Source organism: Aidingimonas halophila, from assembly GCF_900106955.1.
Taxonomy (GTDB): Bacteria; Pseudomonadota; Gammaproteobacteria; order Pseudomonadales; family Halomonadaceae; genus Aidingimonas; species Aidingimonas halophila.
Genome location: NZ_FNNI01000001.1, coordinates 365,313 through 386,832, shown reverse-complemented (window position 1 = coordinate 386,832; position 21,520 = coordinate 365,313). Strand labels below are relative to the sequence as shown.

Annotated in this window: 19 protein-coding genes; 11 read left to right on the top strand and 8 right to left on the bottom strand. The window is 56.8% G+C overall.

From position 1 onward, the window contains the following. Positions 1–2: 2 nt before the first annotated feature. The gene (locus BLW01_RS01900) at positions 3–1,088 is read left to right on the top strand and encodes a zinc-binding metallopeptidase family protein (protein ID WP_175529738.1); all 1,086 of its coding nucleotides are present in this window, start codon (positions 3–5) and stop codon (positions 1,086–1,088) included. On the opposite strand, the gene BLW01_RS01895 is transcribed toward BLW01_RS01900, so the two are convergent. The 5 genes from BLW01_RS01895 to BLW01_RS01875 form a co-directional block, all read right to left on the bottom strand. Beyond that, entirely contained in the window at positions 1,085–1,915 is an 831-nt protein-coding gene (locus BLW01_RS01895; RefSeq protein ID WP_092567796.1) for a FadR/GntR family transcriptional regulator, read from the bottom strand. The two genes, BLW01_RS01900 and BLW01_RS01895, sit on opposite strands and share 4 nt — an antisense overlap. Beyond that, positions 1,912–2,934, bottom strand: a complete 1,023-nt coding sequence (locus tag BLW01_RS01890; protein WP_092567795.1) for an ABC transporter ATP-binding protein — start codon at positions 2,932–2,934, stop codon at positions 1,912–1,914. The genes BLW01_RS01895 and BLW01_RS01890 overlap by 4 nt, the downstream gene beginning before the upstream one ends. After that, the gene (locus tag BLW01_RS01885; RefSeq protein ID WP_217635474.1) at positions 2,931–4,835 is read right to left on the bottom strand and encodes a dipeptide/oligopeptide/nickel ABC transporter permease/ATP-binding protein; all 1,905 of its coding nucleotides are present in this window, start codon (positions 4,833–4,835) and stop codon (positions 2,931–2,933) included. Before BLW01_RS01885 ends, BLW01_RS01890 begins: the two co-directional genes overlap by 4 nt. Then, positions 4,832–5,779: an ABC transporter permease gene (locus tag BLW01_RS01880; RefSeq protein WP_092567794.1), complete on the bottom strand. Its 948-nt coding sequence runs from the start codon at positions 5,777–5,779 to the stop codon at positions 4,832–4,834. Before BLW01_RS01880 ends, BLW01_RS01885 begins: the two co-directional genes overlap by 4 nt. Before the next feature lie 64 nt (positions 5,780–5,843). After that, positions 5,844–7,421: an ABC transporter substrate-binding protein gene (locus tag BLW01_RS01875; RefSeq protein ID WP_092567793.1), complete on the bottom strand. Its 1,578-nt coding sequence runs from the start codon at positions 7,419–7,421 to the stop codon at positions 5,844–5,846. Positions 7,422–7,606: 185 nt separating this feature from the next. On the opposite strand from BLW01_RS01875, the gene BLW01_RS01870 reads away from it, so the two are divergent. The 4 genes from BLW01_RS01870 to BLW01_RS01855 all read left to right on the top strand — a co-directional run bounded on the left by BLW01_RS01870 (position 7,607) and on the right by BLW01_RS01855 (position 11,452). Beyond that, entirely contained in the window at positions 7,607–8,275 is a 669-nt protein-coding gene (locus tag BLW01_RS01870) for a DUF1028 domain-containing protein (protein WP_175529737.1), read from the top strand. A 24-nt stretch (positions 8,276–8,299) separates the two neighbouring features. Next, on the top strand, positions 8,300–9,556 hold the full coding sequence (locus BLW01_RS01865; RefSeq protein WP_092567791.1) for an allantoate amidohydrolase: 1,257 nt from the start codon (positions 8,300–8,302) through the stop codon (positions 9,554–9,556). A gap of 102 nt (positions 9,557–9,658) precedes the next feature. Beyond that, positions 9,659–10,558, top strand: coding sequence for an MBL fold metallo-hydrolase (locus BLW01_RS01860; RefSeq protein ID WP_092567790.1), 900 nt, complete (start codon positions 9,659–9,661; stop codon positions 10,556–10,558). A gap of 120 nt (positions 10,559–10,678) precedes the next feature. After that, a complete protein-coding gene (locus tag BLW01_RS01855) occupies positions 10,679–11,452 on the top strand; it encodes a MauE/DoxX family redox-associated membrane protein (RefSeq protein WP_092568076.1) in 774 nt (257 codons plus the stop codon). Positions 11,453–11,505: 53 nt separating this feature from the next. Here BLW01_RS01855 and BLW01_RS01850 read toward each other — a convergent pair whose 3' ends face one another. From BLW01_RS01850 to BLW01_RS01840, 3 genes are all read right to left on the bottom strand, one after another. Then, the gene (locus BLW01_RS01850; protein WP_092567789.1) at positions 11,506–12,636 is read right to left on the bottom strand and encodes an L-talarate/galactarate dehydratase; all 1,131 of its coding nucleotides are present in this window, start codon (positions 12,634–12,636) and stop codon (positions 11,506–11,508) included. 2 nt (positions 12,637–12,638) lie between these two features. Continuing rightward, on the bottom strand, positions 12,639–13,679 hold the full coding sequence (locus BLW01_RS01845) for an aldo/keto reductase (RefSeq protein WP_092567788.1): 1,041 nt from the start codon (positions 13,677–13,679) through the stop codon (positions 12,639–12,641). A gap of 302 nt (positions 13,680–13,981) precedes the next feature. Continuing rightward, on the bottom strand, positions 13,982–14,695 hold the full coding sequence (locus BLW01_RS01840) for a GntR family transcriptional regulator (RefSeq protein ID WP_092567787.1): 714 nt from the start codon (positions 14,693–14,695) through the stop codon (positions 13,982–13,984). A 283-nt stretch (positions 14,696–14,978) separates the two neighbouring features. On the opposite strand from BLW01_RS01840, the gene BLW01_RS01835 reads away from it, so the two are divergent. From BLW01_RS01835 to BLW01_RS01810, 6 genes are all read left to right on the top strand, one after another. Next, positions 14,979–16,370 (top strand): flagellar biosynthesis protein FlgA, encoded by a 1,392-nt coding sequence (locus BLW01_RS01835; protein WP_092567786.1) that lies wholly within the window; start codon positions 14,979–14,981, stop codon positions 16,368–16,370. Between the two features lie 151 nt (positions 16,371–16,521). Further along, positions 16,522–17,496, top strand: a complete 975-nt coding sequence (locus BLW01_RS01830) for a Bug family tripartite tricarboxylate transporter substrate binding protein (RefSeq protein WP_092567785.1) — start codon at positions 16,522–16,524, stop codon at positions 17,494–17,496. Between the two features lie 171 nt (positions 17,497–17,667). After that, positions 17,668–18,183: a tripartite tricarboxylate transporter TctB family protein gene (locus BLW01_RS18940; RefSeq protein WP_092567784.1), complete on the top strand. Its 516-nt coding sequence runs from the start codon at positions 17,668–17,670 to the stop codon at positions 18,181–18,183. A gap of 49 nt (positions 18,184–18,232) precedes the next feature. Then, positions 18,233–19,735, top strand: a complete 1,503-nt coding sequence (locus tag BLW01_RS01820; protein ID WP_092567783.1) for a tripartite tricarboxylate transporter permease — start codon at positions 18,233–18,235, stop codon at positions 19,733–19,735. Positions 19,736–20,048: 313 nt separating this feature from the next. Continuing rightward, on the top strand, positions 20,049–20,255 hold the full coding sequence (locus tag BLW01_RS01815; protein WP_092567782.1) for a hypothetical protein: 207 nt from the start codon (positions 20,049–20,051) through the stop codon (positions 20,253–20,255). Positions 20,256–20,587: 332 nt separating this feature from the next. Then, entirely contained in the window at positions 20,588–20,905 is a 318-nt protein-coding gene (locus tag BLW01_RS01810; protein ID WP_092567781.1) for a hypothetical protein, read from the top strand. Positions 20,906–21,520 lie beyond the last annotated feature (615 nt).

Sequence of the window (21,520 nt, the reverse complement as noted above, 5' to 3'; positions counted from 1 at the left end):
GCATGATGGCATCATCCGTTTCCGGGGAGTTCGATATGCCCGCCATTGCAGCACCTGCCATTGATAGCGATTACCTCGTTGAGTGCTTGACCGCCATGCTGGATATCCCTTCGCCATCGCTTCACGGCGAGGCGATGGCGGCGTGGTTGATGCCACGGCTGGAAGCGCATGGGTTGGAGGTGACCACGACGGCGCGTGGCGATCTGCTGGCGGCGTTGCCTGATGATCGCCCGAGGCGCGCGATCACCGCACACCTCGATACCCTGGGGGCCATGGTGGTCGGATATCGTCCTGATGGACGCCTCGCGATCCGTCCGATCGGACACTGGAACGCGCGCTTCGCCCCGGGAGCCCGTGTCAGGGTGCATGGTGACGATGGAGGCATCCGGGCGTGGGGCACCCTGCTGCCCGAGAAAGCCTCCGGTCATGTCTATAACGAGGCGGTGGATGCCCAGCCTTCGGATTGGGCGCACATCGCGCTGCGTCTCGATGTCAACGATACATCGCAGGCGGGGCTGGCTTCGCTCGGCATTGGCGTGGGCAGCCTGGTCAGTATCGATGCCCAGACAGTAGTCACCGATACTGGCTTCATCAATGCCCGGCATCTCGACAACAAGGCGGCCATTGCCTGTGTACTGGCGGCGTTGCAGTCGGGAGCCGCCACGCCGGGGACACGATTGTTGGTCTCGTGTGCCGAGGAATTGGGGGTGGGGCTGACGGCGCCGATGATCGAGGGTATCGAGGAAGTGCTCAATCTCGATATCGCCGCGCAAGGGGAAGGTCAGAATGTCTGTCATGACGGCGTGACCGTCGCCATGATGGACTCGCTGGGGCCGCTGCATCCGCTGGCGACGCAGCGTGTGCTCCAGCTTTGCCAACGTCACGATATCCCTCATGCTCGTGACTGCTTTCCTTTTTATTTTTGCGACGGGGATTCGGCCGCCAAGGCCGGTCAGGATCTGCGAAACGCTCTGGCGTGCTTCGGTGCCGATGCCTCCCACGGCTGGGAGCGCGTCCATGTCGATTCGTTGGTCGCGCTGGCGCGCCTGGTTGCCGTGTGGTGGCAACATACGGAACGGGCCGGTTAATCGCGCTCGTCGGACCGGGAGAATAGATCGCTCAGGGCCAGGTATTCGTGACTGGGGCCATCGTCGTTCGTCTCGGCCCGGAAGAACGCCTTGTCGAGCATCGCTTCACGTTCCTCCATCAGCCCCTGAGCGGTTTGCATGTGTTCCGCCATGATGTCGCGGGCCGTATCGACCTGACCCTGGCGTAGCGCGTCGATGAGTCGGCGTTGATAGTCATGCCCCTGGCGCCTCAACTCCGGATAGGGTTGGCCGTAGATGCGCTGGCAGGTGGTCAGGCTCATCAGCAGCCGGATCGGAAAACGACACATGAGTGCCAGCAAGGGATTCGGGCAGTGGTCGACCAGCAGCAGGTGGAATTCCAGCTCCTTGATACGTTGTTGGCGCTCTTCCTCGAGGGATTCCGGCGGATGGTCATAGAAGGACATGACCGATTCCAACTGCTGGACGTCGTCGTCGTTCAACTGGCCATCGAGGCTGGCGACCAGGGTCGGTTCGAGCTGTTTTCGGACCTGGTAGATATCGTGAATGGTCGGTGGGCGGAAGAAAAAATAGTTGCCCAGCAGCTCCATGGCACGATCATCGGTGACTTCGGTAATGAAGGCTCCGCCGCCGGGCCCGGTACGTGTATGAATCAACCCCTGCGACTCCAGACCCCGCAGGGCCTCCCGGATCGTGCCCTTGGAGGCGTCGAGAACGTCGATCAGGTGCGATTCCTGGGGCAGCCGGTCTCCGGGGCCCAGCCCGTGACTGGCAATGTACTCCTTGATGGCTTCACCGATGACCGCCGTACGTTTGCGGCGCTGATGACGAGGTGTCGATGCACTCATCCTCTGGATTCCCGGGGTGACTGTGTGACGATGCGCTGCCATGTCTCTTTGATGGGATGGATACAGGCCGCCCGATGATCGCCATCAGGGCTCATGTTGTCCAGAGGGGGAACGGCCTGGCGACAGTCTTCCTGGGCCCGCGAGCAACGTGGTGCGAAGGCGCAGCCAGGTGGTGGTGCCAGCGGATCGGGGAGTTCGGCGGTACCGGCTTCGGCCTGGATGGGTGGGCCGCCGGGAATCGGGGCGCTATCGAGCAATACCCGCGTGTAGGGGTGTGATGGAGAGCGGAACAGCCGGTATGTCGGGGCCTGCTCGATGATGCGACCGAAGTACATCACGGCGATACGATCGCTGATGGTTTCCACGACGGACAAGTCGTGGCTGATGAAGAGGTAGGTGAGATCCAGTTCGTCTTTCAGGCGTCGCAGTAGCTGGAGCACTTGTGCCTGGATGGATACATCCAGTGCCGATACCGGCTCATCCAGAACCAGAAGCTCGGGATCGCCGGCCAGCGCTCGAGCGATACCGATGCGTTGCGCCTGGCCGCCGGAGAATTCATGTGGATACCGGGAAATGAATTCGGGTCGCAGATTGACCATTTCCATGAGCTCGCCCAGGCGACGCTCCAGTGCCTGGCCCTCCAGGCCGCGCAGGTAGTATAGCGGGGCGGCGAGAATATCGCGGATACGCTTGCGGGGATTGAGCGAACTCAACGGGTCCTGGAAGACGTACTGGATACGCCGTGCCAATGCGTGTCGGTCCTGTGAGCGCAGTTGCTGAAGGTCATCGCCGGCATAGTGAATCGTGCCGTTCGAGGGAGTGTCGAGGCCCACCAGCAATCGCGCGAGGGTCGATTTACCGCAGCCGGATTCGCCGACAATGCCCAGTGTCTCGCCGCGCATCACGTCCAGATCGATGCCCTGGATGGCCTGAACGCCTGGCTGATTCGGACGGAACCAGCGACGTCCACCGCCAAAGGTGCGTGTCAGTCCTCGGATCTCGAGAAGCGGGGCGCTCATCGGCTGACTCCTGGCGTGCTGGGTTCGGTGACCGAGAGGGGTTTGATACAGCGTACCTGGCGGTCAGCATCGGTCGCGATCAGCTCGATATCGCCCTGACGGCAAGCATCCTCCACCAGGTGACACCTCTCGGCGAAGGCACAGCCCTCGGGAATGTGGTTGGCAGCAGGAGGCAGGCCGGGGATGGCATCAGGTTCATTGTCCGGCTCTCCCAGGCGCGGTACGCAGTCGATCAGCCGGCGTGTATAGGGATGGCGAGGTGTGTCGAGTATCGCCTGGGTCGGGCCGATTTCGACGATCCTTCCGGCGTACATCACGGCCACCCGGTCGCAGATCTGCGAGACCACGCCGAAATCATGCGTGATGAACAGGACGGCGGAGCCTTTCTCCCGGCGCAATGACTGGATCAATTTCAGAATCTGGGCCTGTACCGTGACGTCCAGCGCTGTGGTGGGTTCGTCGGCGACGATCAATTGTGGATCGTTGGCCAGTGCCATGGCGATACCGACGCGCTGTCGCATCCCGCCGGAGAGTTCATGAGGATATTGCTCGGCACGCCGCTCGGGATTGGGGATTCGGACTTGCTCGAGTAGTGATACCGCCCGTTCATGGGCCTCTGCATGGGACATCGGTTGGTGTTGTCGAATGGCCTCGACGAGTTGATCGCCGACGCGAAACAACGGATGCAGGGTGGATAGCGGATCCTGGAAGACGTAGGCGATATCCTTGCCACGGATCCGGCGGATGTCACGCGGTGGCAGGTCGAGCAGGTCGCGACCCTCCAATGCCACGCGTCCGCCGGTAATGATGCCTGGCGGCGAGGCGACGAGGCCCAGCAGCGACAGTGCAGTGACGGATTTGCCGGAGCCGGATTCCCCCACCAGACCAAGACATTCATTGGGATGGATGGCAAAACTCACATCGTTCACTGCCCGGTAGGTCTCGTGTCCCACTTCGAAGTCGGTCTGCAGGCGCTCTACAGAGAGCAGGGCATTGCCATTGACGGGGTCGGGAAGTGAATTCCTGCGACGACGAATGCGAGTGAACGGTGCCGGTCGTGATAACGCCCCGGACTTCAGGCGTGGATCCAGCGCATCGCGGATGCCATCACCCAGCAAGTTGATGCTCATCACCAGCAGGAAGATCATCAGGCCCGGCACGGTGGCAACGTGCGGTGCATTGAGCATCATCTTGCGTCCTTCGCCGAGCATCGAGCCCAGATCCGCCTGGGGCGGCTGTGCCCCGAGACCGAGGAAGCTCAACCCCGCGGTTTCCAGGATCATCCAACCGACGGTGGTGGACAGGGTAATGATGATCACCGGCAAGACGTTGGGCAGTATCTCGCTGGTGAGAATGCGTAGATTGCCCTTGCCGGACAGGCGGGCGGCATCGATGAATTCGCGATGGGCGATACCCACCGTAACGCCACGAATATTTCGGGCGAAAAAGGGGATATTGACGATCGCAATGGCATAAAGCGCATTCATCAACCCCGGCCCCAGGACGGCGACGATCGCCAGGGCCAGCAGGATATAAGGGAATGCCATCAGCATGTCGATCCCGCGCATCAAGGTATTGTCGGTACGGCCGCCGAAATAGCCGGCGACGATGCCGATCGTCGAACCGACCAGTGCCGCGACCAGTGAAGCCGCAAGGCCGACGGCAAGGCTGATCTGGGTGCCCCATAGTAGTCGCGAGAGAATATCCCGGCCCAGCGCATCCGTGCCCAGCAGGTGGTTGTCGGAAAACGGGGGTAACAGCCGGTTGGCGGTGTCGGTGACATTGGGATCGGCGAGTGGCAACCAGGGAGTGATCAGTACCAGCAGTATGATCAGCAGCAGTATGATGCCGCCGAACGCGGCCAGCCGGTTCCGAGCGATCAGTTTGACGAAAGCCATCATGCCTGGATCCTCGGATCGAGCCAGTGCTGCAGTAGATCGGCCAGCAGGTTGAATAGCACATAGCTGGCAGCGACCACCAGTACGCCCCCCTGGACCAGTAGCAGGTCACGGGTGGAGATGGCATTGACCAGCATGCGCCCGATTCCCGGCCACTGAAAGACGGTTTCGATGTAGACGGCGCCGCCGATCACGAACCCGGCCTGGACACCGATGACCGGAATCAGGTTGACCAGGGCGACCTTGAAGGCGTGTCGCATCACCACTCGGCCCTCTCCAAGGCCTTTGGCCCGGGCGGTACGGATATAGTCCTGGCGCAGCACTTCCAGCATGTTGGAACGTGTCAGTCGTGCAATGACTCCGGCAGCGACGATGGCCAGGGCAAAGGCGGGCAACACCAGGTGGTGAAGAATATCCAGAATACCGCCACCGCCATAGGCGGCTGTCATGCCGCTGGTCGGAAACCAGCGCAGTCCGACGGAAAAGGCCATGATCATCAGCATGCCGAGCCAGAAAGCGGGAACCGAGATACCGATCAGAACCAGCAACGTGATGATGCGATCACTCCAGCCGTATTGACGGATCGCCGAGACGATGCCGGCGAGAACGCCCAGCAAGATGCAAATGACGAGCGAGGTGCCGGCCAGTAATAGCGTGGCGCCAAAACGTTCCAGCACCTCATCCAGCACGGGGCGATTGAGAGCGTAGGATCGTCCCAGATCGCCCTGCAGAATATTCCCGAGCCAGACCAGATACTGCTGAGGCAGGGGCAGATCAAGGCCGAGGTCGGCCCGTAGCCGTTCCAGATTCTCGGGCGTCGCGTAGGAGCCCAGTATGGCCTGGGCCGGGTCGCCGGGGATCAGCGACATGATCAGGAAGACGATCACCGACAGCCCGAGTAGCACCGGCACGGTCAATAGCAGGCGGCGTAATGCGTAGCGGAACATGAGAGCCGACCCTGGTTGATGGTGGCCTACGGAGCGGCTCTAGGACCGCTCCGTCGCCTGTTGCTCAGTTCTTGACGACATCGTGCAAGAGCAGGAAGAAGGACGGCTGTAGCCGGAAGTTTTCAACGTTCGCTCCGGCAACGGCGTTCTGCTTCCAGTTGGCGACGAACGCCCAGGGAGCCTCTTCATGCACGATCGTCTGCATCTCACGATAGAGTTCGGCGCGTTCGTCCTGCTCGACGCTCCGACGTGCCTGTTCGAGTAGTTCATCGACCTCTGCGTTGCTGTAATAGCCGGAGTTGAAACCGCCTTCATCCGGCATGGCATCGGTACGCAGGGCCAGGAACGGCAAGGTATCGGGATCATTGGTCATCCAGGCCATCTGGGCCATGTCCGCCTTGCCTTCCAGCCCGGGATTGACTCGATCCAGAAAGGTGTTCCATTCATAGGTTTCGATCTCGACGTCGAGTCCCACGTCGGCCAGATCGGCCTGGATGGCAGACCCCATGGGGACCGGATCGAGCATTCCCGAGCCGCCTTCGGTGACGTAGAAGGTCAGTTCGGCATCTTCATGCCCGGCCTCGGCGATCAGTTCGCGGGCCTTTTCCGGATCGTAAGGGTAGGGTTCCAGCTCGTCGTTGTAGGCCCATTCGAAGGCCGGCGGAATCGGGCCGGCGGCGACTTCGGCCGTGCCTTGCAGAACATTGTCGACCAGCGCCTGCTTGTTGATCGCGTAGTTGACCGCCTGGCGCATGGCCTTGTCCTGGAACGGGCCTTCGCGCGTATTGAGAATCAGGAACCAGAGGTGCGGGCCGGCCTGTTCGTAGACCTCGAACATGTCGTCTTCCGCCAGATCGGCCACGTTGTCCGGTGGCACCTCGACCATCAGATCGATACCGCCGGAGAGCATTTCGGAGACCCGGGTGTTGGCGTCCGTGATGGGCCGGAACACGACGGCTTCCAACGAGGGCGGGCCGTCCCAGTAGTCGTCGTTGCGGGTGACGACGACGCGGCTATTGCTCTCCCACTCCTCGAACCGGAAGGGGCCGGTGCCGGACGGATGGCGACCGATATCTTCCCCATGCTCTTCCACGGCGGCCGGCGAGACCATCAAGCCTGTCGGGTAGGCGAGGTTGGAAAGAAAAGGCGCATACGGTTCGTCGAGCGTGAAGGTGACCTCGTGCTCGCCAGTCGCTTCGACATCGTCGATGGCATCGAAGAAGAAGGCCAGCGGAAAGGGGCCGGTATCGTGATACGGATGATCCTCGTCGAGCATGCGCTCGAAATTGAAGACCACCGCCTCGGCATCGAAGTCACTGCCGTCGTGAAAGATGACGTCATCGCGCAAGGTGAAGGTGTAGACGGTACCGTCGTCGCTGATGTCCCAGTCGGTGGCCAGTGATGGCTCCACTTCCAGCGTGCCGTCGGCGTAACGGACCAGTCCGTCATAGAGATTCATCATGATGCGAAAATCGTTGACGGCGGTGACCTGGGCCGGGTCGAGAGCCTTGGGCTCCGCGATCTGTCCGACGACCAGCACATTGGGGGGCGTCTGTGCGGAAACGGTGGGGCTGATGGCAAGTGCCGCCGTGGCGATGGCGGGAAACAGCCAGCGGTGTGGCCCGTAAAGCGTGGGTGTCATGATGCCTCTCCTGATTATTGTCGACTCCCGACGGTGGCGGCGTCGCGGATGAGTTGTCTTTCGTGAGCGAGAGCGGCTAAGCTGAACGGAGTTTTATTTATAATGATAAATTGACATTTACATATATGGCACAGCCGCGCTGGCCACGCAAGTCGTCCGGGAGAGCTCATGCCGAGGAGAGTGCAGTGACGTTCAGCTTGATCGCTCTGAAGCCGGATACCCGGACACTGGGTATCGCCTGTGCCACCGGTGGTCCGGCGCTGGGCGGCTTCGTGCCGCACTTGCTGCCGGGGGTTGGCGCCGTTGTCACGCAGGGCTACAGCACGAATGTGGCGGCGGCGGAACGTGCCTTGGCATGGCTGGCCGAAGGCTGGCATGTCGAAGATGTGATTGCGCAATTGCGCGGCGAGGATCGTGGGCAAGCCTGGCGGCAGTTGGCGTTGATGGATATCCAGGGGCAAAGCGCCGGCTGGAGTGGCACCGCCAACGAAACCGAAGTCGCCATGCATCTCGGGCCGGGGCTGGCGGTGGCCGGCAACATGTTGGCGAACGACACCGTCATGCCGGCCATGGTGGCCGCCTTTCATGCGGCAGTACATCGATCGGCGAGCCTGGCCGATGCGTTGCTGGCCGCATTGGTGGATGGACAGATTGCGGGAGGCGATCGACGCGGCGAATTTTCGGCGGCTCTCAAGGTTCGCTCTTCCGGGGGGATACCACTGGACCTGCGTATCGACGATGCCACGGATGCTGTCGCCGAACTGGTGGCATTGCATGGCCGGATTCATGCCGATACCGAATTCCAGTCATTTCTGGCCCGGCTGCCCACGGCCGACGATCCTCATCGCCACTGACTGTCTTGCTCACGGGGGCCAACCATGACGACCGAACCCGAAGCCGCCTCGCTGGGCCGGCGCCTGCTTTCCCGGCTGGATCAGGCGGCAACGTATTCACGCCCTGGCGCGGGGGTGACACGACTGTATTGCTCCGATGAGCATCAACGGTTGCTGCCGTTACTGGAAGCGTGGATGGGGCGTGCCGGACTCGAGGCGACGCTGGATGCGGCGGGCACGCTGGTTGGACGATGTCCCAGAGCGCGAGCCGGTGAGCCGACGCTGATACTCGGGTCGCATCAGGATAGTGTGATCGAGGGCGGCAAATATGATGGCATGCTGGGTATTGCCTTGCCGTTACTGGCTCTGGAAACACTTCGGGAACAGGGGATCGAATTGCCATTCGGGGTCGAGGTGGTGGCCTTCGGCGATGAGGAGGGCGTCCGCTTCCCCTCCACCTTGGTAGGAAGCCGTGCGCTGGCAGGGACATTCGATCCGGCGATGCTGGATGGCCAAGACGACGATGGCATCAGTCTGCGCGACGCGTTGGCCGGTCTGGGCGTCGATCCCTCACGTATTCACGAGTTGGCGCGTGATCCGGATCGGGTCATCGGCTTCGTCGAAGTGCATATCGAGCAGGGGCCGGTGCTGGAACACGAGAACCTGTCGGTCGGGGTGGTGACCGCGCTGACGGGCATCGAGCGGCATCGGATTCGAGTGAGCGGGAAGGCCGGCCATGCAGGGACGACGCCGATGAAAGGGCGGCATGATGCCTTGGTGGGTGCTGCCGAAATGGTCGTCGAGATCGACCGACAACTCAACGCGCTCGACGCCATGGTCGGAGTGGTCGGACACCTCGATGTGCGTCCCAATGCCGTGAATGTTATTCCCTCGGAAGTCACGTTCACGCTGGAATTACGCGCACCACAACGGGGAACCCGCCATGCCGCGCGCCACCAAATCCTGACGGCTCTCGAGTCGATCGCGACTGCTCGCGGTTTGCAACTCGCCATCACGCCGGCCTATGAAGCCGAGGGTGTCGAGTGTGCACCATGGTTGATCGAATCGCTGGAAGAGGCCTGCCAGGCATGCGGCCAGCGACCGAAGCGGCTCTTCAGTGGCGCCGGACACGATGGCCTGGCCATGCACGACCTGACCGACATCGGCATGCTGTTCGTGCGTTGTCGAGACGGTCTGAGTCATCATCCCGACGAAGCCATTACCGCCGACGATGCCGGTATGGCGACACGCGTGATCATGGCGTTCCTGGAGGGTATGGAAGTCGCGTATCAGCGGAATTGATGCGGCTGTTCTGCTCACCTGACATTTATGAAAAATCGATATAACTTTAGAATAGATGTAGCGTTATGATGGTGTTCCCCATTTCCAGGTTCAGGAGGTGCGATGAAAACCTTCGCTATCTCGCCAGGGACGCCGGACGTTGCGGGGTTTTACGATCCGCGGACTTTCAGCATTCAATATGTGGTCAGCGATCCTGCGACCCGTGAATGTGCCATTATCGATCCAGTGCTGGATTACGAAGAAAAATCGGGAGCCACGGCGACACATCATGCCGATGAGCTGTTGGAATACATTGAACGCGAAGGGCTGACGGTTGCGTGGATCCTGGATACCCACCCGCATGCCGATCATTTTTCTGCGGCCAGTTACCTGCATGACAAAACGGGGGCGCCAACCGCGATTGGGTGCCAGGTAACCGAGGTCCAGGCGCTCTGGAAGCGAATCTACCACTGGCCGGATTTCCCGGCGGATGGTCGTCAGTGGGATCATCTGTTTGCCGACGGTGACACTTTCAGCATCGGTGAACTCAAGGGAAGGGTGATGCATTCCCCAGGGCATACGTTGGCCTCCATCACCTATGTGATCGGCGATGCCGCTTTCGTGCATGACACCTTGTTTCAACCCGATTTCGGTACCGCGCGGGCGGATTTCCCCGGTGGCGATGCCCACCAGTTATGGCATTCGATTCAGGCCATCCTGTCGCTACCGGCTGATACGCGTCTGTTCACGGGGCACGATTACATGCCTGATGGTCGTGAACCGCAATGGGGGAGTACGGTTCGCGAACAACAAGAGCACAACAAGCATCTGAATGCAGGCATCGATGAGGCCGGCTACGTTGAATTGCGGCAGCGTCGGGACCGTGAGTTGCCCATGCCGACGCTGATTCTGCATGCCTTGCAGGTCAATATCCTGGGCGGACGTCTCCCCGAGCCGGAAGCCAATGGCAAGCGTTATCTGAAAATCCCTTTGAATGCGCTCGAGGGGGCGGCGTGGGAATGAGACCAACGCAACGAAAGGACGCCAGAGCCAGGAAACGGCCTGTTGACCTTTGTGTCACACATAGGTTATAGACTTTATGCAGGACGTTGGAAAGCATGTGACATGAAGGAGGTCGTGATCATGAGTACGGCAAGCCCTGCATCGGTTGATAAGCGCCAGAGGGCACGTGTGTACCGGATGAAAACGGCGGAGCATCTTTGCCCCTTCGGCATGAAGACGGTGAGTCTGTTGAAGCGTCAAGGGTTTGATGTCGAGGATCATCCGCTGACCTCACGTGAAGAGATCGATAGCTTCAAGCAACGAGAAAACGTCGATACGACACCTCAGGTTTTTATCGACGATGAGCGGATCGGCGGGTATGAGGAGGTACGTGCCCATTTGGGATTGAGCGTCCCCAACCAGGAAGGCACGACTTATTGGCCGGTGATCGCACTATTCGTGACGGCCTTTTTCATGGGGCTCGCCGTTAGTTGGGCGACGGGTGATTCGCTATTGACCTTGCGTATGCCCGAATACGCTATCGCAACGGCGATGTGCCTGCTGGGCCTGCAGAAGCTTCAGGATGTGGAAAGCTTCAGCACCATGTTCCTCAACTATGACTTACTGGCACAGCGTTATGTCCCTTATGGCTATATGTATCCCTATGCGGAAACATTGGCGGGTGTCTTGATGCTGGCCGGCACGTTGATATGGATCGCTGCACCGATGGCGTTGTTCATCGGTACCGTAGGCGCTGTGTCCGTGTTCAAGGCCGTATATATCGATAAACGCGAGTTGAAATGTGCCTGTGTCGGCGGGGATAGCAATGTGCCATTGGGTATCGTCTCGTTGACCGAGAACCTGGTGATGATCGCGATGGGGCTGTGGATGCCGTTTCGCATGCTGGTGCTATGAGAGTTCATGCGGACCATTCCCATACCGGGTGGCAATAGCCCTGCCATGACGCATCAATGGCCACTCACGGTGTCGTGTGCCACGGTCCAGTGGCGGGCCTGGTCACTGAGAGTCAGGCCTAGCCCGGGGCGTGTGGGAACCTGAAGGCAACCATCGCGAATATCGATGCGCTCTTCGAATAACGGCTCCAGCCATTCGAAGTGTTCGACCCACGGCTCGGTCGGAAACGTGGCGGCCAAGTGCAGGTGAATCTCCATGACGAAATGCGGTGCGAGCTTGATACCGGCATCGGCGGCCCGTGGGACAAGCTGCATGAAAGGAGTGACACCCCCGATACGCGGCGCATCCGGCTGAATGAAGGCCACCGACCGGTTATCGATCAGTTGCTGCAGTTCGCGGGTGCTGGAAAGCATTTCTCCGGTCGCGATAGGAGTGTCGAGTCGCGCATTGAGCCAGGCATGGCCTTCATGGTCATGCGCGCCAACAGGCTCCTCGATCCATGTCAGATTGAGGCTGTCTACGGCCCGGCCGAAACGCATGGCCGTATCGCGGTCCCATTGTTGATTGGCATCGATCATGATCGGGACGTCCTCGCCCAGATGGTTGCGCAGGGCGGTGACACGCCGAATGTCCTCTTTCAAATCAGGCTGGCCGACCTTCATCTTGACGCCCTGAATACCTTTGGCTATCGAACGGTCGGCATTGGCGCAGACCTCTTCGATCGGCGTGCCGAAATACCCCCCTGAGGTGTTGTAGGTCGGTACGGCATCGCGGTACGAGCCCAGGAGCTTGGCCAAGGACAGGTCGGCGCGTCTGGCTTTCATGTCCCATAATGCGGTATCAAAGGCGGCGATAGCCTGAACGGCGACCCCGCTACGGTCGACGGATGCGCTCTGCCAGGCGAGTTTATCCCACAGCTTCGGGATGTCATTAGGGTCTTCACCGATCACGAACGGGGCCAATTCCAGGGCATGGGCATACTGCGCCTTACCGCCTGCACGCAGTACATATCCGAATCCCATCCCGCGATGCCCTTCTCTGGTTTCCAACTCGACGAACGTCAAGGAAATCTCCGTCATGGGGCGCTGGCGTCCCGTCATCACCTTGGCGTCACTGATCGGCCGATTCAGAGGCAGAATGACATGTGAGACGTCAGCGGTGACGATGGTATCCCGTGTCATCATTCCTATCTCCAGTCATTGCGCGGGGATTGCGGGAAATACGCCTGGTCAAAATCTTCGGTATCGATATCCGCTTGTTGGGCATCGCTGTAGCGGCCCCCGACAACCTGATCCGGTGTCATCATGGCATTCAGGCGTGAAACAGTGGCGGCATCCAACGAGAGCGTTTCAGCTTTCAGGTTCTCGCGCATATGCTCGACCGATCGCGTGCCAGGAATCGGGATGATGTCATTCCCCTGCGCCATGAGCCAGGCGAGAGCCGCCTGGCCCGGGGAGACCTCTAGTTCATCGGCGATGTCAACGAGGCCTTCGAGCAGACGCAGGTTGCGGGGATAATTGTCGGCACTGAAGCGAGGCATGTGGTGGCGCATGTCGCTCTCCTCGAGGCGGGCAGGATCCCTGAGGGTGCCTGTGAGAAAGCCGCGACCCAAAGGACTGAAGGCCACTAACGCTGTGTCGGCCTCCCGACATGCCTGGAGTAGCGCGATCTCGGGGTTGCGCGTCCACAGTGAGTATTCGGACTGAACCGCTGCAATAGGGTATTCGGCTCGGGCGCGCCGCAGGGTGGCTGCCGAGATTTCGGACAGCCCCACTCCGCGAATCTTGCCTTCTTCGGCCAGGCGGCCCAATGCGCCCGCACTTTCCTCGATCGGTACCTGACGATCCAGTCGATGAAGGTAATAGAGATCCAGGTGATCGGTGCGCAAGCGTTGAAGGCTCGCCTCGCATTGTTGCCGGATCGTTTCGGGACGCCCGTCGATGACCTTCTTGCCGAGTTGGGGATCGATGGCCATGCCGCATTTACTGGCCAGCACTACCTGACCCCGCTTGCTTTCCAACGCCTTGCCCAGCAACTGCTCGTTGGCCGTCGCTCCATAGAGAGTCGCCGTGTCGAAGTGGCGATAGCCCATTTCGAACGCTTCATCGAGCGCGCGCAGTGCTTCGGGCTCAGGCACCGGGCTTCCGTAGCCATGCGAGAAGTTCATGCAGCCCAGGCCAATGGTGGGAGAGGCCACTTCTTTCAGAAGAGCAAAAAGAGTAGACATGATAATCCTCGCAAGACGAGTCGATGAGCGTGTCTCGACATCATGCCGAGGAAGGCGATGGCATGGCAAGGTGGGGGAGTGGGTGCCATTCAAGTTCCCAATCGTTCTTGGGTGCCTGGATATCCGATTTATCTTGTCTAGCTTCTGTAAGCGCAGTTGGTGCTGTTGGTCGAGCCGCTCCTACCGTTGGGCACGGGGGGTCGGCGTCACCTCGGCGGTTTAGCGCCATTCGAATGATCATGGCGTTTCTGGTCAGGAGGGATGAGTGGCTATGTGTGAGGAATAGGATGCTATACCCACACTCAGGTGTCGGGTACCACATGTTCTGAATCCGTGCTGTCTTCCTGTCGGGACGTTTCTTGTACGGTGTCGCCGTTTGCATATTTGAGCCAAGTCTTGCCCAGATGATTGCGTAGCTCGTACCCCATCCGAGAAGCATCGCGTGCTTCCAGGGCGGCCATAATGGCTTCGTGCTCTGTCATGGCCGTGGTCCATTTCTCGGTCTTCTGGTTGGAAAGGTAACGGACCCGATAGAGTTGCCGGCTCAAGTAGCTGTGCATCTCGATCAGCGAGGCATTTCCGGATAGCGCGACAATACGGTTATGAATCTCCTGGTTGATACGAAAATAATTCTGTCGGTCTCGTCGCAAGAAGGCCGCTTTCATTTCGTAATGCAGGGCCTGTAACTCGGCAATGTCCTGATCGGTAGCCAGTTGGCACGCAAGTTCAGCAGCGGCTTGTTCCAGAATGCTGAGAACGTAAGCCTTTTCCTTGACATCGGACGGACTCACATCGGCGACTACAGCCCCTCTATTGGGCAATATCTCCACCAACCCTTCGGTCGCCAGAATCTTCAGCGCTTCACGCATCGGGGTACGTGAGACTTGCAACTCATCGGCAAGTGAGCGTTCGGGCAGCCGTTGTCCAGGCTGGAAGTGATCCATCACGATATGCTCGCGAAGGTAATTGGCGACTTTTTCGACCAGGCCAGGTCGGGAAAGTTGATCGTCATCCATATGTGGAGTCTTCAAGTTTCACCAGCTTGTATATGGTAATAATGGCATACCAAAAGTTCCTTCTCAAATGTAATGCTTTACTCCAATTATTTTATTTCACTTTATGATCAAATGGTTATTGTTGGAAAGTGATGCATGACGACGAAAGTCGAAAGGTGGGTGCATTGACCATCAAAATGGTATACCACTAGTCTTTGAATCACGTCGCATACATCAGAAGGCGAACATGGGACGCGGAGCGAGCGTGATGTAACCTCTTCCGCCTTGGGAATAAACGAGTCACATGAATTATTTACAACACTTTGATTTCTCGGGAATTGTTGAGGTTTGTGTCGTTGGTGTCGGGGATTTCGGTAGGGGGGTCCTGCGGCAGTCGGGTGACATGGAAACGCTGTCTGCGCGTATTGCCGTCGATGTCAGTGCCGATGTTGCTTATCGGGCACTATTACATTCAGGTGTGTCGGACTCCGATATTATGGTATGCCGTTCTTGGAGGGAGGCGAAGTATGCGTGGGATTCTGGCTACTTCATTGCCTCTGGGGCACTGGATACTGTCATAGGCCTGCCATTTCATGTGTTGGTCGAGTCTACTGGTATACCAGAGGTGGGCGCGAAGCACGCTTATGATGCCATCATGGCGGGCAAGCACGTAGGGATCGCGACCAAGGAAACCGAGTCCGTCGTAGGGCCGTATCTGACTCATCTCGCAAACAGCAAAGGGCGCATTTTCACCCCATTGGACGGCGATCAGCCAAGTCTACTGATCGGTTTGGTGACGTGGGCGCGAACCTTGGGCTTTGAGATCGTGGCTGCCGGCAAAAGCAGCGAGTACGACTTTATCTGGGATGAGGATACTCAGCATATCGAATGCAATGAGGAACGATACTTCCTGCCGGCAATGAAAGACCTGTGGTCGCTCCCCCGAGGGAGGGAGGTCGATATGATCGCGGCCCGTTCTGAGTCGCTGGATGCCATTCCTCTGATTTCGGTCCCCGATCTCTGCGAAATGACCAATGTCGCCAATGCGACCGGTCTGCTTCCGGATCGCCCCGAATTTCATGCCACAGTGTTGCGAATACCCGAGGTTCCCACTCTGTTGGACACTGTCGACAACGGGGGAGTTCTGGGCGGTCACGAGCGTCTTGAAGTCTTCAATTGTCTGCGTAAACCCGATGAGGTCAGTTTTGCCGGTGGCGTGTTCGTGGTGGTGCGTTGTAAAGATAACGAAGCCTGGGAAATGCTTCACGGTAAGGGGCATATCCTCAGCCGAAGCGAACAAAGTGCCATGATTTATTTACCTCGCCATCTTCTAGGCTTGGAAGCCCCGATATCCCTGCTTGATATGGTGATTAACGGGGTGACTTGCGGAGGAGGGCAGAATACCAGACCCAGGGTTGACCTCGTGGCTCGAGCTACTGAGGCCTTGTCGGCCGGCCATATATTCGAAATGCGAGGTCATCATCGCAATATTGCTGGTCTCCAACCTGAGGTGCATGCCTCTCGAGCACTTGAGCCAGCGGGCCATGCTCCATTTTACATGTTACCGGGGGCACGCCTGACACGGGATGTCGAAGCGCACGAAATCATTCCCTTTGCAGCGCTCGAGATAGAGGACTCGACGTTGCTCCAGCTTCGGTACGAGCAGGATGCCTTGTTTTCACGTGAAAACATGTAACGACAGTCGGAACGTTGCCATCTGTTATATCTGTATCGCTGACTAAATGGGAGGTGTCGATCCGAGAAATGCATGAGTGAAGTGCCATTGCGGTTATGACGGAATAGAAATGAAATCAACGTAACAAAACAATCAACGAATGGAGAGCACCATGTCCAGCAAAAACAAGATGATTGTCTTCGGTTCCCTCGGTGTTGCCATGCTGATGGGGCCCACACTAGCTGCGGCGGACGAGGCTGCGAATGACTACCCAAGTGAGGATCTCAAGTTCCTCGTCGCCGCAGGCGCTGGCGGTGGTACTGATAACTTTACCCGTACCGTACAGCCTATGCTCGAAGAGGAGTTGGATACATCGATTACAGTGATCAACTTACCATCAGCATCCGGTTCAGTCGCGCATCAGCGCACGGCAAACAGTGAACCTGATGGGCATACCTGGGATTTTGCGTCATCGACACTGGTGACCTCTTTAGCGGCAGGACAGAATCCAACAGAACTTGAAGAGTTGACACCTGTCGCGCGTATGCAATCTGATGTCATGACATTGATCGTCAACCCGGACAAGCACGAGGACCTTGAAGCCTTCCTGTCATATGCCGAGGAAAATCCTGGAGAAGTGACCATCGGTGGTACGCATGCCGCAAGTCCTGACAAAATGGCCTTTCTCTCTTTCCGGGATGCAAGCGGCCTGGATATCAGTTTCATACCTTATGATGAAGAGGGTAGTGTTTCCTCCAATGTTCTGAGTGGCAACATCGATGGCATGTTCGGTGAGATCAGCTCGACGCTGAACTACATCGAGTCCGGGGATATGAGGCCGATATTGGTGTTTGCAGAAGATCGCCTGGAAAACTTCCCGGATATTCCCACGACGGTCGAGAATGGATGGGATCTGACAGATGGGAATGAACGTGGCGTCTTTGTCAATGCAGATACACCACCTGAGATCGTTAGCCAGATGGAAGATGCATTGAAATCCGTTTATGACTCTGATGAGTATCAGTCCTATGAAGAAAAGGTAAACCTTCATTATCGTGAAGGCTGGATGGGTAGTGAAGAGTATAAGGAAAAACTGGAAGAAAACCTGGAACTCTACACTCGATTGATTGAGGAAACAAATCAATGAACTGTTCTTCATGATGCCAGCTTACTGACTGGCCAGCAATATAAGGTGGTCAGTCAGTGCTATCTAAGCGTAGGTGGTTTTTCATGCATGGTCTATTTTATGTAGACACTCGATTTTTGGAATTTGAGTGTGCCGATAATGAAGTTAGCAGATAGATAAACGGTTGTTGCCATGAGTTATAGGAACTATGTTTTTCCGTCCGCATTGCTGATTTTTTTGCTAGCGTCTTTTTATCCGACCATGCAGTTGCCGGGGGCAGGTGAGGTATCGACATTCATTGGTCCGAGGTTGTGGCCTTTTACCTTGTGGGTGATATTGGTAGTTCTTGTCATCACATTGTTTTCGATAACTAGATCGAGAGAGAAAAGAGAAAACGCGAATAATGAAGAACGATTTAATCAAGGTTCTCCATGTAACAAGAGGGGGGCGAATGTCAGTATATTATCGGCTCACGAAATTTCACATGCATTGGCCAGGTCAAAGCATTGGGTGATTCTGGTATTGGCCGTTCTTTACACCGTTTTGATGCAATTGGTCGGATTCTTAATAGCAACGGGAGTGTTTTCTCTCGTCTGTACTATGGTTCTTGGTACACGACACAAGGGAGCCATTCTGGCCACGGTCTTGATAGCCATGGGGTTGATCCAAGGCGTATTTGTTACATTGCTGAATATACCTCTTCCTTGACTTCCCTATCTTAGGCCGTCATTGCTAATGAAATCTGTTGGAGAAAACAATGATTGAAAATTTTCTGGGCGGTGTAGCTGTTGTTTTTCAACCGGTGAACCTCCTGATATTGATGTCAGCAGTTTTCATTGGCTTTATCGGGGGTGCGTTACCGGGTATCAGCGGTGTCATCCTGGTAGTGATACTACTGCCTGTAACTTATGGAATGGATGCGACTGCAGCATTCATGCTGTTGACAGCGATCTATGGCTCCACGGTATTTTCAGGGTTGATTACGGCAATTCTATACCGTGCACCTGGGACGCCAGAAGCAGTAATGACATCGTTTGATGGCTACCCGATGACCCAGCAAGGGGAAGCGGGGAAAGCCCTGGGTATCGGTATTCTGAGTTCCGCGATCGGTGGCTTGGTGGGTACCGTGGCGCTGATCGTATTTACTCCTTTGCTGGCTTCCGTGGCACTTCAGTTTTCATCGCCCGAGTATTTTGCGCTGGCCGTATTGGGGCTAACGGTAGTGGCCTCTCTAGGTGGCAAGCTGATCTATGGCCTGATTGGTGCTGCACTGGGCTTGTTTATTGCAACGGTTGGTATCGATCCATTGACGGGGACACCTCGCTATACATTCGGTAGCTTGAATCTGGCTGAAGGTGTCGGGCTGATCCCTGTCATTGTGGGTCTCTTCGCTATTTCCGAAGTCATGAAACGAGCATCTGGAACGGAAACTCAGCAGCCGCTGACCAAGGTCAAGGTCAAGATCTTTGATTCCGCGATCATGCGAAAGATCGCGTTGACGCTTTCTAGGTCGTCACTATTGGGAGTGGCAATCGGTATATTGCCTGGTATTGGTGCGAGCACTGCTGCCATGGTGAGCTACAGTGAAGCGGTGCGTTGGTCGAAACATCCCCAGGATTTTGGTAAAGGTGCACCGGAGGGCATTGCGGCGCCTGAAGCAGCGAACAATGCAGCAGCTATGGGGGCTCTGGTACCACTTTTTGCATTGGGTATTCCAGGCAGCGGCACCACGGCGATAATTTTGGGAGCTTTCATCATGCATGGGTTGCAACCAGGGCCGAATTTCATGATGGTAAGCAGTGATCTTATTTATGCTGTTTTTGCCGGATTATTTATTGTTAACTTCATGATATTGGTTTTCTCAAAGCCTTTCATAAAACTGTTTACCAAGCTTCTTAATACACCTTATTCGGTACTGGGGCCCATCATTGTGATGTGCTGCATTGTCGGAACCTATTCAGTGCGCAATTCAATGTTCGATGTTTGGCTGATGCTCGGTTTCGGTGTGCTAGGGTTCTTGTTGGAAAAACTCAGGTTTCCCCTGGTCGCGATTATTCTTGGCCTAGTCCTCGGGCCGATTGCTGAAAGCGAATTGCGTCGTTCACTGGCAATGTCGCAAGGCGATATGACGATCTTTTTGTCGCGGCCGATCAGTGCAACACTGATAGGTGTTGCTATCGCATTGCTGTCTGTTTCAATCCTGATTCCTTTGTACAAAAAATATAAAGAGAAAAGATTATATAGCGCTAATGCAGATTAGGCCTTTTTTGGAGTATCCCCTTCTTGGTTCATGCTGTACAGAAAATCGACAAGTGTTGGTCGAGTTATCGTCCATTATATAACTCCTGATCCATAGGGTTCTGATTTTTCAGCTCATGGTGTACCCCTTGGGAGTTCGTATGTAAATCGTGTAGTGATAACGTACTGCACCAGAGACCATGATCGCTTGAGGCCCCTCACGGTGTCATGATGTATGTTTATCCTGTCTATCGTAAACGGTCCACGAACCTCATCCACCTGAACTGGCTGGTACTGTTCACACTGGCTTCTCATGCTGAACAGGAGGATCTAGGATGGAACTGACCCCGACGCAGGCCTACAGGCTCGGGCACCTCTATCATGCATCCATCCGACAATTGGTCTTGAGCACCTATGCCGATGAGCAGACGCTGGATCTGGCAGCGCTGATGATCTGGGAACAGCGTCTGTCCGTGCAAGGCGTTCCCGTTCCCCGGCGTCACCGGCCAACACGCTTCGTGGCGTTGGAGATATCGTCATGATTCCCCCGACTCGGACTGCATGTCTATCTTTGTCCCGAGCCGGTCGACATGCGCAAGCAAATCGATGGCCTTGCCTTGCTGGTCTAAGAAGCCCTCCGGTGCGGATGTAGATCGCATGCCAGCGGCGCAGGTTTTTCTTCGAGGGATACCCAAACTCACGAATGATAGCAGCGGCACTCCTGCCGTATTTGGTCTAGAGCTTCACGGCTTTGATGCGTTGTTCGTAGGTGTACAATGTGAGATGTGTATCATCATCACTGTTCCGTGATTGACTACAAGGTATTCAATGAATACGGATCTTCACTGTTCCGTGATTGACTACAAGGTATTCAATGAATACGGATCTCGACGAATTTGAAAAACAGATACGGCGTGAAATCGACGATTTCCAGAATTCAACGCCTCAGTCGGATACCTCTAGCCAACCCGGCTCGTCTCGACGTGCAATGGAAAAGACGACTGCCGAAAGGCTGAAGACGGGGCATATCGTCCAGTTGGCCGTGCGTAAGAAGCAGCTAGAGATGGACACCGTCTTCGAGCACCACTCATCCAGCATCTCCAAGCTGGAGGCCCAGGTGGAAGCCGAAAAAGCGGCTCGCGCAGCCGGCTACCCCATCGTCGGTCATCTGATCGATATCAAGCGGCTCTGAGTCGACTGATATAGCCAGTGATCGGCAGGCGGTAACTTGCTTGCAGCCAAAAAAGGGCCTACGGAGAAGACCGTAAGCCCTTGCTATTGTAGTGCGCTACACAACACTCAAGACGCTAGGCTCTTATCGGACACGTCGCTGCAAAGCCACAATCATCGAGAAGATGACGAGCACCGCCTTGCAGTAATCCTTCGTTGTACTGGCGGTATGCCCTCTTCGTTGCAGGTAGGCAACATACCGGTCAAGCAAGTCTGTGTCGGCCTTCGATAGCGCTGATTGCTGCGGCTGAACATGAAAATATGGATGGTTTGACATGAGCCCCCTCCCGATAGGGTGGCGAGTGGTACTCAAAGCTTATGTCTTGTGGCCCCATTCCTTTGGGCAGGGGTCCTCATTTATAATCAAGGTGTTGCGGATAATTTATCCAAATAGCAGCGCATGATCGGGGACTAGGCATAATTGCGGTTATGCCCAGCTGAGCATAAGCGCAAGAACTGGCTATTCAGCCAGACCCGAGCGGTGCCCACGCCAATGCAGCGATTTATAGTCTGATCGAAACGGCCAAGGTCAATGGTCTCTCACCTTACGATTACCCGTTCGAACCGGACATATCCT

Coding starts and splice junctions, on each gene's coding strand:
- BLW01_RS01900 (WP_175529738.1), top strand. CDS start 3: ATGATGGCATCATCCGTTTCCGGGGAGTTCGATATGCCCGCCATTGCA.
- BLW01_RS01895 (WP_092567796.1), bottom strand. CDS start 1,915: ATGAGTGCATCGACACCTCGTCATCAGCGCCGCAAACGTACGGCGGTC.
- BLW01_RS01890 (WP_092567795.1), bottom strand. CDS start 2,934: ATGAGCGCCCCGCTTCTCGAGATCCGAGGACTGACACGCACCTTTGGC.
- BLW01_RS01885 (WP_217635474.1), bottom strand. CDS start 4,835: ATGATGGCTTTCGTCAAACTGATCGCTCGGAACCGGCTGGCCGCGTTC.
- BLW01_RS01880 (WP_092567794.1), bottom strand. CDS start 5,779: ATGTTCCGCTACGCATTACGCCGCCTGCTATTGACCGTGCCGGTGCTA.
- BLW01_RS01875 (WP_092567793.1), bottom strand. CDS start 7,421: ATGACACCCACGCTTTACGGGCCACACCGCTGGCTGTTTCCCGCCATC.
- BLW01_RS01865 (WP_092567791.1), top strand. CDS start 8,300: ATGACGACCGAACCCGAAGCCGCCTCGCTGGGCCGGCGCCTGCTTTCC.
- BLW01_RS01860 (WP_092567790.1), top strand. CDS start 9,659: ATGAAAACCTTCGCTATCTCGCCAGGGACGCCGGACGTTGCGGGGTTT.
- BLW01_RS01855 (WP_092568076.1), top strand. CDS start 10,679: ATGAGTACGGCAAGCCCTGCATCGGTTGATAAGCGCCAGAGGGCACGT.
- BLW01_RS01850 (WP_092567789.1), bottom strand. CDS start 12,636: ATGATGACACGGGATACCATCGTCACCGCTGACGTCTCACATGTCATT.
- BLW01_RS01845 (WP_092567788.1), bottom strand. CDS start 13,679: ATGTCTACTCTTTTTGCTCTTCTGAAAGAAGTGGCCTCTCCCACCATT.
- BLW01_RS01840 (WP_092567787.1), bottom strand. CDS start 14,695: ATGGATGACGATCAACTTTCCCGACCTGGCCTGGTCGAAAAAGTCGCC.
- BLW01_RS01835 (WP_092567786.1), top strand. CDS start 14,979: ATGAATTATTTACAACACTTTGATTTCTCGGGAATTGTTGAGGTTTGT.
- BLW01_RS01830 (WP_092567785.1), top strand. CDS start 16,522: ATGTCCAGCAAAAACAAGATGATTGTCTTCGGTTCCCTCGGTGTTGCC.
- BLW01_RS18940 (WP_092567784.1), top strand. CDS start 17,668: ATGAGTTATAGGAACTATGTTTTTCCGTCCGCATTGCTGATTTTTTTG.
- BLW01_RS01820 (WP_092567783.1), top strand. CDS start 18,233: ATGATTGAAAATTTTCTGGGCGGTGTAGCTGTTGTTTTTCAACCGGTG.
- BLW01_RS01815 (WP_092567782.1), top strand. CDS start 20,049: ATGGAACTGACCCCGACGCAGGCCTACAGGCTCGGGCACCTCTATCAT.
- BLW01_RS01810 (WP_092567781.1), top strand. CDS start 20,588: ATGAATACGGATCTCGACGAATTTGAAAAACAGATACGGCGTGAAATC.